General features: G+C 70.0%; 13 protein-coding genes. All 13 read right to left on the reverse strand.

The window, feature by feature from the left end; genetic code table 11:
* The coding region (locus AOK15_RS32155) for a hypothetical protein (RefSeq protein WP_157870430.1) at positions 1 to 199 on the reverse strand (199 nt) is incomplete at its 3' end.
* 190 nt (positions 200 to 389) lie between these two features.
* On the reverse strand, positions 390 to 827 hold the full coding sequence (locus AOK15_RS32160) for a hypothetical protein (RefSeq protein ID WP_055521847.1): 438 nt from the start codon (positions 825 to 827) through the stop codon (positions 390 to 392).
* Between the two features lie 255 nt (positions 828 to 1,082).
* Positions 1,083 to 1,622 carry an adenine phosphoribosyltransferase gene (locus AOK15_RS32165; protein WP_055521848.1) on the reverse strand — a complete coding sequence of 180 codons (540 nt, stop codon included), beginning with the start codon at positions 1,620 to 1,622 and terminating at the stop codon, positions 1,083 to 1,085.
* Positions 1,619 to 2,713 carry a protein translocase subunit SecF gene (secF, locus tag AOK15_RS32170; RefSeq protein ID WP_055521849.1) on the reverse strand — a complete coding sequence of 365 codons (1,095 nt, stop codon included), beginning with the start codon at positions 2,711 to 2,713 and terminating at the stop codon, positions 1,619 to 1,621. The genes AOK15_RS32165 and secF overlap by 4 nt, the downstream gene beginning before the upstream one ends.
* A gap of 1 nt (position 2,714) precedes the next feature.
* Entirely contained in the window at positions 2,715 to 4,499 is a 1,785-nt protein-coding gene (gene secD / locus AOK15_RS32175) for a protein translocase subunit SecD (RefSeq protein WP_055521850.1), read from the reverse strand.
* A 133-nt stretch (positions 4,500 to 4,632) separates the two neighbouring features.
* Entirely contained in the window at positions 4,633 to 5,127 is a 495-nt protein-coding gene (gene yajC, locus AOK15_RS32180; protein ID WP_055521851.1) for a preprotein translocase subunit YajC, read from the reverse strand.
* A gap of 174 nt (positions 5,128 to 5,301) precedes the next feature.
* Positions 5,302 to 6,372: a Holliday junction branch migration DNA helicase RuvB gene (gene ruvB, locus AOK15_RS32185; protein ID WP_055521852.1), complete on the reverse strand. Its 1,071-nt coding sequence runs from the start codon at positions 6,370 to 6,372 to the stop codon at positions 5,302 to 5,304.
* Positions 6,373 to 6,469: 97 nt separating this feature from the next.
* Complete coding sequence (ruvA, locus tag AOK15_RS32190) at positions 6,470 to 7,075, reverse strand: Holliday junction branch migration protein RuvA (protein ID WP_055521853.1); 606 nt, start codon at positions 7,073 to 7,075, stop codon at positions 6,470 to 6,472.
* A complete protein-coding gene (gene ruvC, locus AOK15_RS32195; RefSeq protein WP_055521854.1) occupies positions 7,072 to 7,602 on the reverse strand; it encodes a crossover junction endodeoxyribonuclease RuvC in 531 nt (176 codons plus the stop codon). The genes ruvA and ruvC overlap by 4 nt, the downstream gene beginning before the upstream one ends.
* 117 nt (positions 7,603 to 7,719) lie before the next feature.
* Entirely contained in the window at positions 7,720 to 8,472 is a 753-nt protein-coding gene (locus AOK15_RS32200) for a YebC/PmpR family DNA-binding transcriptional regulator (protein ID WP_055521855.1), read from the reverse strand.
* A 49-nt stretch (positions 8,473 to 8,521) separates the two neighbouring features.
* On the reverse strand, positions 8,522 to 9,130 hold the full coding sequence (pdxT, locus tag AOK15_RS32205) for a pyridoxal 5'-phosphate synthase glutaminase subunit PdxT (protein ID WP_055521856.1): 609 nt from the start codon (positions 9,128 to 9,130) through the stop codon (positions 8,522 to 8,524).
* A 6-nt stretch (positions 9,131 to 9,136) separates the two neighbouring features.
* A complete protein-coding gene (gene pdxS / locus AOK15_RS32210; RefSeq protein ID WP_420877003.1) occupies positions 9,137 to 10,042 on the reverse strand; it encodes a pyridoxal 5'-phosphate synthase lyase subunit PdxS in 906 nt (301 codons plus the stop codon).
* A 303-nt stretch (positions 10,043 to 10,345) separates the two neighbouring features.
* On the reverse strand, positions 10,346 to 10,891 hold the full coding sequence (locus AOK15_RS32215; protein WP_055521858.1) for a LemA family protein: 546 nt from the start codon (positions 10,889 to 10,891) through the stop codon (positions 10,346 to 10,348).
* Positions 10,892 to 11,316: the final 425 nt, after the last annotated feature.

Here is an 11,316-nt window from a genome sequence, read left to right on the forward strand (position 1 = left end):
CGGTCCTGCCGGACTCGGCGGAGGGGGCGGGCTTGGGACGCGACGGCTCGGCGGCCTTGTCGGCGGGCGCGGACTGGGCGTGCTCGACGGAGCCCTGCGCGGGGTTCTTCGCCTGCGTCGCGTTCTGCGCGGGCTTGGCCGCGGGGCCCGAGGCGGACTCGGGCTTGGCGGCGGTCAGGTGCTGGGCCTCGTCTGCCAAGAGGGCTCCTCGTGCGCGATCCGGGTCCCCCGGTCAGGCTCCGGAGCACCCATCGTAGCGATCCTGCGCTCCGGGATCGCCTTCAGGCCACTGTGAGACCCGTCCTCCCGTGAAACGCGAGAGGCGGGCGCCGGATTCCTCCGGGCCCGCCTCGGGGTGCGTGTAGTGGTCAGTTACCGCACGTCAGGCATCAGCGCCACTTGAGCAGCGAGGCACCCTTGATCTGGATCTCACGGTCCGCCGCGACATTGCCCCAGGGGACGTTCTTGATGAAGCCGGACTTGCCGCAGCCGGCGTTGTACCACTTGGTCTTGAAGCCCTTGGGGCCGCCCTTGACGAAGCCCTTCACCTTGATGCAGGGCGTGCCGCGCTCGGCGGCCCAGCGGTAGGTGACCTTCAGACCCGGCCGGCCCAGGATGGCGCAGCCGTACGAGGACTTGCTCCACTTGCCGGGGATACCGACGGCGTTCTTCCAGCTGGTGCAGGGGTTCGCCTTGAGGGTGACGGTCGTGACCGCGGTGTCGGCGGCGGCCTTGGGGGCGGCGCCGGCCGGGGCCGCGGCGGCGGACAGGGCCGCGACGGACGCCACGGCGACGGCGCCGGACGCGAACTTGCGCGTGATGGTCATACTTTTCCTCCCGTTTTCTCCCCTTCCGGGGAGTTCGGGATCGATCTTGGCAGGAGCGATCATGCAAAGCCAACCGCATTGAGCAAGATCTGAGCTTTCACCGGGGGTTTCCCGTGTTCTGAGATTCCACATGGCGAACATGTGCACAACGAGCAAAGAGCGTGTACGCGACGGGTGGCGAACGTCCACAAACGGAACGGGCGCCCCGGGGACGAATCCCTGGGGCGCCCGTTCCATGCGGTCGCGCGAACCGTCTCAGACGGTGATCAGCGCCTCCAGCGGCGCTCCGCCGAGCGCCGACTCCAGACGCTGCCGTCCGGCCAGGAACGCCAGCTCCATCAGCACCGTGACGCCCGCCACGTCGGCACCCGCGCGGCGGATCAGCTGGAGGGAGGCCTCGGCGGTGCCACCGGTGGCCAGGACGTCGTCGATGACCATGACGCGGTCGCCCGCGACGAGGTCCTCGGCGTGCACCTCGATCTCGGCGGAGCCGTACTCCAGGTCGTACGCCTGGCTGAGCGTCGCTCCGGGGAGCTTGCCCGCCTTGCGTACGGGGATGAAGCCGACACCGGCCCGGACGGCGGCCGGGGCGCCCAGGATGAAGCCGCGGGCCTCCAGGCCGACGATCTTCGTGGCACCGTGCCGCACGGTGACCTCGGCCAGCGCGTCCGTCAGCGCGGTGAACGCCGCCGGGTCGGCCAGCAGCGGGGTGATGTCCTTGAACATCACGCCCGGCTCGGGGTAGTCCGCGACATCACGGATGCGGCTGAGCAGCAGCTCCTTGATGTCGGTCATCGCCGCTTACCGCCCCGGCCCCGGCTGCGGGCCCCGGACTGGGAGCGCGGCCCGACCACGGCGGGGGTCGCGTCCTCGTGCTGGTCCCCGTGAGGGCCGTCGGCGGCGGTCTCCACCGTCTGCTCCCCCTGGGCACGCTTGGCGAGGACCCGCTTCTTCAGGGCCTTCATCTGCGGCTCGCGCTCCTTGAGGTCGGCGACGAGCGGCGTGGCGATGAAGATCGAGGAGTACGCGCCGGCCGCGAGACCGACGAACAGCGACAGCGAGATGTCGTTGAGCATGCCCGCGCCGAGGACACCGCCACCGATGAAGAGCAGACCGGCGACCGGCAGCAGCGCGACCACCGTGGTGTTGACGGACCGCACCAGGGTGCTGTTGATCGAGCGGTTGGCGATGTCGCTGTAGGTCCAGCGGGTCTGCTTGGTGATGTCCTTCGTCTGCTCCTTGAGGCTGTCGAAGACGACGACCGTGTCGTAGAGCGAGTAACCGAGGATGGTCAGCAGACCGATCACCGTACCCGGCGTCACCTCGAAGCCGACCAGGGCGTAGATGCCGACGGTGATGGTGATGTCGTGGATCAGGGCGACGAACGCGGCGACGGCCATGCGCCACTCGAACGCGATCGCCAGGTAGATCACCACGAGCACCAGGAAGATCGCGAGACCCTGCCAGGCCTTGTCGGCGATCTGGTCGCCCCAGCTGGGGCCGACCAGCTCCGCGCTGATCTTGTCCGGGTTGAGCTTGAGGTCCTCGGCGATGTCCTGCTTGATGCGGTCGGCCTGGCCGGTGTCCACACCGGAGACCTGGATCCGCAGTGCGCCGGTGCCGAGGCCCTGCACGATCGCGTCGTGGCCGGACGCCTTCTCCGCGGCCTCTTCCGCCTGCGTGGAGGAGACGCTGGTCTTCGGGGTGGTGAAGACGGCACCGCCCTGGAACTCGATACCCATGTTCATGCCGCGCACCGCCAGGCCGAGGATGGCCGTGATGGTGATCAGGATGGAGACCGCGTACCAGATCTTGCGGTTGCCGACGAAGTCGTAGCCGACCTCGCCGCGGTGGAGTCGTGCTCCGAGGTCACCGAGCTTGGACATCTCAGGCCTCCTTCGGGTCGGCGGGGGCGGAACGGCGCGTGCGGCGCAGCGGGGGCTGCACACCCAGGCTCTTCGGGTCGAGGCCGGACCAGCGGTGGCCGCCTGCGAAGAACTTCCTGCGGGCCATCAGCGTCAGCAGCGGCTTGGTGAAGAAGAACACCACGACGACGTCGAGCAGGGTGGTCAGGCCGAGCGTGAACGCGAAGCCCTGGACCTTGCCGACGGTGACCACGAAGAGCACCGCGGCGGCGAGGAACGACACGAAGTCGGAGACCAGGATGGTGCGTCGGGCACGCGGCCAGGCGCGCTCGACGGCCGGACGGAGCGTACGGCCCTCGCGGATCTCGTCCCGGACGCGTTCGAAGTACACGATGAACGAGTCGGCCGTGATACCGATCGCGACGATCGCGCCGCACACCGCCGGCAGGTTCAGCGCGAAGCCGATGGCCGGGCCGAGCAGCGACATGATCACGTAGGTGAGCGCCGCGGAGACCAGCAGCGAGGCGATCGCGATGAACGACAGGCCGCGGTAGTACACGAGCAGGTAGAGCACGACCAGGGCGAGGCCGATGGCACCGGCGATCAGACCGGCGTGCAGCTGCTCACCGCCGAGCGCGGCGTCCACCGTGGTGACGCTGGACTCCTTGAAGGTCAGCGGGAGCGCGCCGTACGACAGCATGTTGGAGAGGTTCTGCGCCTCCTCCTGGGTGAAGCTGCCGGAGATCTCGGCCTTGCCGCCGGTGATCGGGCTGTTCACCTCGGGGTGCGAGACCACCTCGTCGTCCAGGACGATCGCGAACTGGTTCTGCGGGGAGGGCTGGCTGGAGAGCTTGGTGGTGACGTCGAGGAACTTCTTGCTGCCCTGGGAGTCGAAGTCCATGACGACCTTCCACCCGCCCGCGTTCTGGGTGTCGAGGATCGCCTGCGCCTTGGTGATCTCCGTGCCGTCGACGCCGACCGGGCCGAGCAGGAACTTGCTCCAGACCTTCGGGGCTTCCTCACCGCAGGCGATGATGGGCTGGTCGTTCTTGCCCTTGCCGGCCGTGGCCCGCTGCTTCGGGTCGCTGCAGTCGAGCTTCGCGTACGCCGCTTCCAGGTCCTGGGTGGCCTTGTCGGCACTCGGGGTGGGGGTCGGCGAAGCCTTGTCGGAGGCCTTCGGGGAGCCGGAGCCGCTCGGGGTCGGCGTCGAGTCGGCCTTCAGCGCGTCGGTGACGGCGCGGCCCTGCGAGGTCGCGGAGCCCGTCGGGCTGGGGGACTCGGGAGACGTCGCCTTGTCGGTGCCCTTGTCCGCGTTCTTGTCGCCGGACTTCGAGGGGCTCGGCGAGGCGCTGCCGCTGGCGTCACCGCTCGGCGGGGTGGTCGGGAGGGCCGCGGCGCCGCTGCCCTCGACCTTCACGACGGGGCGGAAGTAGAGCTTCGCGGTGGTGCCGACCTGGTCCCGGGCTTCCTCGGAGTCCGTGCCCTTGGGGATGTTGACAATGATGTTCTCATTGCCCTGGGTCTGCACCTCCGCCTCGGAGACGCCCAGACCGTTGACACGGCGGTTCATGATCTCGACCGCGGTGTCCATGTTGGTCTTGTTGATCGCGTTGGGCTGGCCGGGCTCGTTGATCGCCGTCAGCGTGATGCTCGTACCACCGGCGAGGTCGATGCCGAGACGCGGCTTGGTGTGTCCGGAGGCAAACATTCCCCCAGTGAGCGCCACGATGGCGATCAGGATGAGGGCCAGCGCGCGCCCAGGCTTGCTCTGGGTGCTGGCGCTCCGGCCCTTCTTCGGTGCTGCCACCTTCTCGTACTCCCTCTCGGGCCGCCGCGCGCGGGGTCAGCGCGGGGGCGGCCATGACTGGTGTCGGGAATCCGGGCGAGAACGGCACGTGCCCGGGGCGCGGGCGGTTCTCGCCCGTGCTCCCGGGACGTGACTACTTCGCGTCGGACTCGCCGTCTGTCTTCTTCGGCTCTGCTTCGTCGGCCTTCGCCTCGACGGTCTCGTCGGTCGCGTCGTCGGACACGTCCTTCTTGCCGAGGTCGATGGGCTTGTCGTCGGAAGCGGCGGAAGCGTCGTCGGAGGGCTCGTCGGTCTCGGTGAGGGAGGAGGCGTCGTCCGGGACGACGTCGGACTTCAGGTCGTGCTCGATGCCGTGGACGATGCGGTTGTACTCCTCGTCACTGAGGACGGCACCGATGGCGTTCTTCGCGAACAGCAGCTCGACGCCCGGCCCGGCGTCGACGAGGACCGTGTCCTCACTGACCTCCTTGACCGTCGCATACATGCCCCCGATCGTGCGGACGCCGGAACCGGGCTGCATCTGGTTCCGCATGTCGACGGCCTGCTGCTGCTTCTTCTTGGCCGATCGGGTCATCAGGATCATGGCCCCGATGAGCACGATGAACGGGAGGAGGGTCACGAGACTCACGGGTCGGAACTTCCTTCACACGACCGCGATGGCGAGCGGCCTGATGGTTGGGGGTATGTGTGCTGCCGACAAGGGCGGCATCGGCGGAGTCTAAGCGAGTCCACCGTGATGGAACAACGCACAGCATGTCACCGTGGTTCCTTGCCGGGCGAGTACCGCGCCGTCACGAGACGGTCACGCCCCGAACAGGTCCTGTTGTCCGTTTCCGCCGGTCATGCCGCGTGGCGGGGTGAGTCCGAGGTGGGTCCAGGCGGCGGGGGTGGCGACCCGTCCGCGGGGGGTCCGGGCGAGCAGTCCCTCGCGGACGAGGAAGGGTTCGGCGACCTCCTCGACGGTCTCGCGCTCCTCCCCCACGGCGACGGCGAGGGTGGACAGGCCGACCGGTCCGCCGCCGAAGAGCTTGAGCAGGGCTTCGAGGACACCGCGGTCGAGGCGGTCCAGCCCGCGGGCGTCCACCTCGTAGACGGCGAGGGCCGCGGCGGCGATGTCGCGCGTGATGATCCCGTCGGCCTTGACCTGCGCGTAGTCGCGGACGCGGCGCAGCAGACGGTTGGCGATACGGGGCGTACCGCGGGAGCGGCCGGCGATCTCGGCGGCGCCCTCCGGATTGATCTCCACGTCGAGGAGGTGCGCCGAGCGGTGGATGACCCGTTCCAGCTCGGCGGGTTCGTAGAACTCCATGTGCGCGGTAAATCCGAAACGGTCGCGCAGCGGCGGCGGCAGCAGTCCCGCGCGGGTGGTGGCGCCGACCAGGGTGAACGGGGGGAGTTCCAGCGGGATGGCGGTGGCACCGGGGCCCTTGCCGACGATGACGTCGACCCGGAAGTCCTCCATCGCCATGTACAGCATCTCCTCGGCGGGCCGGGACATGCGGTGGATCTCGTCGAGGAAGAGGACCTCGCCCTCCTGGAGTGAGGAGAGGATCGCGGCCAGGTCGCCTGCGTGCTGGATGGCGGGGCCGGAGGTGATGCGGATGGGGGCGCCCATCTCGGCCGCGATGATCATGGAGAGGGTGGTCTTGCCGAGGCCCGGGGCGCCGGAGAGCAGGACATGGTCGGCCGTCGCCCCCCGCGCGCGTGCGGCCCGCAGGACGAGGTCGAGTTGTTCGCGGACCTTCTCCTGGCCGATGAACTCGTCCAGGTCCTTGGGGCGCAGGGCCGCCTCGACGGCCTGGTCCTCACGGTCGGCGACGGAGCCCACCAGGCGGTCGGGGGCGGTGTCATCGGTCGTGTCGTCCCAGTTCATTGCGGGTGCCTCGCGGGTCGCGGTCGGATGGAGGGGAGAGGTGAGATGTGGAGTGGGGCCGTACTGATGGAGGGCGTCGAGCGCCTCGACAGTGTGGTCAGCGGGCTCGGTTGAGGGTCTGGAGGGCCGCCTTCAGCAACTGGCCCACCTGGGGCGTGCCTTCGGTGGCCTCGGCCTGGGGGGTCACGGCCGACACGGCCTCGTCGGCCTCGCGTGTGGCGTACCCGAGGCCGATCAGGGCGGCGTGCAACTGGTCGCGCCAGCCCTGAGTGACGGGGGCGCCGATCGCGGGGGCGCCGACGGGCCCGCCCAGGCGGTCCTTCAGCTCCAACAGCAGCTTCTGGGCACCCTTCTTGCCGATGCCGGGGACGGCGATCAGCGCTTTCTCGTCGCCGGTCGACACAGCTCGGCGCAGGGCGTCGGGGGTGTGCACGGCCAACATCGCCTGGGCCAGGCGGGGTCCGACGCCGCTCGCGGTCTGGAGCAGTTCGAAGATCTGGCGCTCGTCGTCGTCCACGAAGCCGTACAGCGTGAGGGAGTCCTCACGGACGACGAGGGAGGTGGCGAGCTTGGTGGGCTGACCCATGCGGAGCCCGGAGAGCGTGTTGGGTGTGCACTGCACCGCGATGCCGATACCACCGACCTCGACGACCGCGGAGTCCGGGGCGAGGGCGGCGACCGGGCCGCTGACGAAGGCGATCATGACGTACGGCCTTTCGATGCGTGCAGGGCCACGGCCTGCTGGAGGCGGTTCTGGGCGGGGGCCCGCCAGATGTGGCAGATGGCGAGGGCGAGGGCGTCGGCCGCGTCCGCCGGCTTCGGGGGCGCGTCGAGCCGCAGCAGACGGGTGACCATGGCACCGACCTGGGCCTTGTCGGCGCGGCCGCTGCCGGTGACGGCGGCCTTGACCTCGCTGGGGGTGTGCAGGGCGACCGGGATGCCGCGGCGGGCCGCACACAGCATGGCGACGGCGCTGGCCTGGGCGGTGCCCATGACCGTGCGGACGTTGTGCTGGCTGAACACCCGCTCCACGGCGACGAATTCGGGGCGGTGTTCGTCGAGCCACTGCTCGATGCCCTGCTCGATCGCGACGAGGCGGTGCCCCAACTCCGCGTCCGCGGGAGTCCGGACGACTCCGACGCCGAGCATAGTGAGCGGCCGACCCGCGACTCCCTCGACAACGCCCACGCCGCACCGCGTGAGTCCGGGGTCCACCCCGAGTACGCGCACCGCGCCCCCTCCCGCTCGATCACCTGTTTGTGCAGGCTATCTGCTGCCACCGACAACGGCGGCGGGCCGGTGGGTGTGTCCCACCGGCCCGCCGGATCCGCTCGGTTCGCGGTAGCGCTACGCGTCGACCTTGGCCATCACGTCGTCGCTGACATCGAAGTTCGCGAAGACGTTCTGGACGTCGTCGCTGTCCTCGAGGGCGTCGATCAGCTTGAAGATCTTCTTGGCGCCCTCCTCGTCCAGCTCGACCTGCATGGTCGGGACGAAGTTGGCCTCGGCGGAGTCGTAGTCGATCCCGGCCTCCTGGAGGGAGGTGCGGACCGCGACCAGGTCGGTGGCCTCGCTGAGCACCTCGAAGGACTCGCCCAGGTCGTTGACTTCCTCGGCGCCCGCGTCGAGGACGACCTCCAGGACGTCGTCCTCGGACAGCTCGCCCTTGGGGACGATCACGACGCCCTTGCGGTTGAAGAGGTACGACACGGAACCCGGGTCGGCCATCGAACCGCCGTTGCGGGTCATGGCGACGCGGACGTCGGAGGCGGCGCGGTTGCGGTTGTCCGTGAGGCACTCGATGAGCACCGCGACACCGTTCGGGCCGTAGCCCTCGTACATGATCGTCTCGTAGTCCGCGCCACCGGCCTCGAGACCGCCACCGCGCTTGACCGCGGAGTCGATGTTCTTATTCGGGACCGACTGCTTCTTCGCCTTCTGGATGGCGTCGTAGAGAGTCGGGTTGCCCTCGATGTCGACGCCACCCATCCGGGCCGCGACCTCGATGTTCTTGATGAGCTTCGCGAAGAGCTTGCCGCGCTTGGCGTCGATCACGGCCTTCTTGTGCTTCGTCGTAGCCCATTTAGAGTGGCCGGACATCTGCCTGTCTCCTTCGCGTAACCCATCTCTGCAACGAACCCCAGAGATCCTACAAGGACTCCGCCACCTTGTTCGCGCGCACCATGTCGACGAACAGCGCGTGCAGCCGGTGGTCGCCGGTCAGCTCCGGGTGGAACGACGTGGCGAGGGCGTTGCCCTGGCGTACGGCGACGATGTGACCGTCGTGCTCGGCCAGCACTTCCGTCTGCGCGCCCACGGACTCCACCCAGGGGGCGCGGATGAAGACGCCCTCCACGGGATCGCCCTCGACGCCCGTCACGTCGACCGCCGCCTCGAAGGACTCGTTCTGACGCCCGAAGGCGTTGCGGCGCACGATCATGTCGATGCCGCCGATCGTCTCCTGGCCCGAGCGCGGGTCGAGGATCTTGTCGGCGAGCATGATCAGGCCGGCGCAGGTGCCGTACACGGGCAGTCCGGAGTGGACACGCGCGCGCAGGGGCTCCATGAGGCCGAAGAGGACGGCCAGTTTGGAGATGGTGGTGGACTCGCCGCCGGGGATGACGAGGCCGTCCACCTCGGCGAGTTCCTCGGGGCGCCGCACCGGCCTGGCCACGGCGTCGGCCGCGGCCAGGGCGATGAGGTGCTCCCGTACGTCACCCTGGAGGGCCAGGACGCCTATGACGGGGGTGTTGCTCATGGGTGCTTACCAGCCCCGGTTCGCGTAGCGCTCGGCCTCGGGGAGGGTGTCACAGTTGATGCCGACCATGGCCTCGCCAAGGTTGCGGGAGGCGTCCGCGATGATCTTCGGGTCGTCGTAGAAGGTGGTGGCCTTCACGATGGCGGCGGCGCGCTTGGCCGGGTCGCCGGACTTGAAGATGCCGGACCCGACGAAGACGCCCTCGGCGCCCAGCTGGCGCATCAGCGCGGCGTCGGCGGGGGTGGCGACACCACCGGCGGAGAAGAGGACGACCGGGAGCTTGCCCAGCTCGGCGACCTCCTTGACCAGCTCGTACGGGGCGCGCAGCTCCTTGGCGGCGGCGTACAGCTCGTTGTTGTCGTAGCCGCGCAGCCTGGCGATCTCGTTCTTGATCTGGCGCAGGTGGCGGACGGCCTCGACGACGTTGCCGGTGCCGGCCTCGCCCTTGGAGCGGATCATGGCCGCGCCCTCGGCGATACGGCGCAGGGCCTCGCCGAGGTTGGTGGCGCCGCAGACGAACGGGGTGGTGAAGGCCCACTTGTCGGAGTGGTTGACCTCGTCGGCCGGGGTGAGGACCTCGGACTCGTCGATGTAGTCGACGCCGAGGGACTGCAGGACCTGGGCCTCGACGAAGTGGCCGATGCGGGACTTGGCCATGACCGGGATCGAGACGGCCTCGATGATGCCCTCGATCATGTCCGGGTCGGACATACGGGCGACGCCGCCGTCCTTGCGGATGTCGGCCGGGACCCGCTCCAGGGCCATGACCGCGACCGCGCCCGCGTCCTCGGCGATCTTCGCCTGCTCCGGGGTGACGACGTCCATGATCACACCACCCTTGAGCTGCTCGGCCATGCCGCGCTTCACGCGGGCGGTACCGGTCTCGGGGGTCTGGGCGGCGGAGTTGGGCAAGCTGGACACGGGTTCGACCTCGCTCGGTGGAAGAGGGTTTCTGCAATCACCGAGGAAACGGGAGGGGCACAGGCCACTGCAAGGGCCAATGGGGAGGCGGTGGATCGTTTTCCGCCGTGGGCTCCGCCAGGGCGGGGTGCGCGGAGCCGGCTGGACGGCGTGCGCGGTGCCGATCGGGCGAGCCCTGACCTGCCGCGGGTACGCCTGGTCTCGTGGTTGCTCAGGCGACACCCTGTACCTCTGACCAGCAGCGTTGCGGCCCTGACCTGACCAGGCCCCCGTCGCCGTACCCGCGCCGCGTCGTCAGGTCGTCGGTCGGTCGGCCAGGGCGGCCGGGGGTTCGTCGTCCATCTCGAAGGCCAGCGGGAAGGGCGCGTGGCCGGCGAGACGGAACCAGCGGACCTTGCGGTGGCGGCGCAGGGCGCGGGCCGCGCGCACGGCGTCGTTGTGGAAGCGGCGGGCCATGGGGACCCGGCGGACGGCCTGGGCCAGCTCGTTCGCGGCGTCCTCTCCCCCGGGCGCCTCCCGTACCGCCTCCACCTGCTGCGCCTCACCGAACACGGCGCGCAGCGCCTGGCTCAGCTCGCTCTCGGCGACCTCGCGCTGCTCCTCCTCGGCCTGCCGCGCGGCGTGCGCCGCCTCGTAGAGCACGATGGAGGCCGCCGGGTCCAGCACCCCGGAGGTGGCCAGCTCCTGGGCGACCGAGGCACGGCGCAGCAGTTGCGCGTCGAGCGCGGCACGGGCGGCGTCGATCCGCGCGTGCAGGCGGTCGAGGCGCCCTGCCGTCCAGCTCAGGTAGAGGCCGATCGCGAAGAGGACGACCGCGATCCAGATGAGTGTCGAAGTCACGGGCCGCAAGGCTACCGGTGCCGGGCACGCCCGCCGGACCCACCCGAAGCCGGGCCCTCACAGCCTCCGGCCCGTGCCGCAGCCGAAGCGGGCCTCCCTCCCGGCCAGCCCGGGGCCCGCCGTCGCGAGCACCGGCCCGTGCCGCCGCCGAGGGCTGCCCCCTGACGGCGCGGCTGCGATCCCGCCCGGCTGGGCCGGAGCCCGAAGTGCCGAGCCGGCCGGGCCGCCGCTGGGCCCGCACCGCCGAGGGACCAACCTCCTGGCCGCGACACCGCGGCTTCGCACGCCGGGAACGCACGGATACCGAGCCCTCGACACCACGGCTTCACCCACCGGGAACGCACGAATACCGAGCCCGCGACACCACGGCTTCACCCACCGAGAGCGCACGAATACCGACCCCGCGACACCACGGCTTCACCCAC

The organism is Streptomyces ossamyceticus, from assembly GCF_001418475.1.
GTDB lineage: Bacteria > Actinomycetota > Actinomycetes > Streptomycetales > Streptomycetaceae > Streptomyces > Streptomyces ossamyceticus.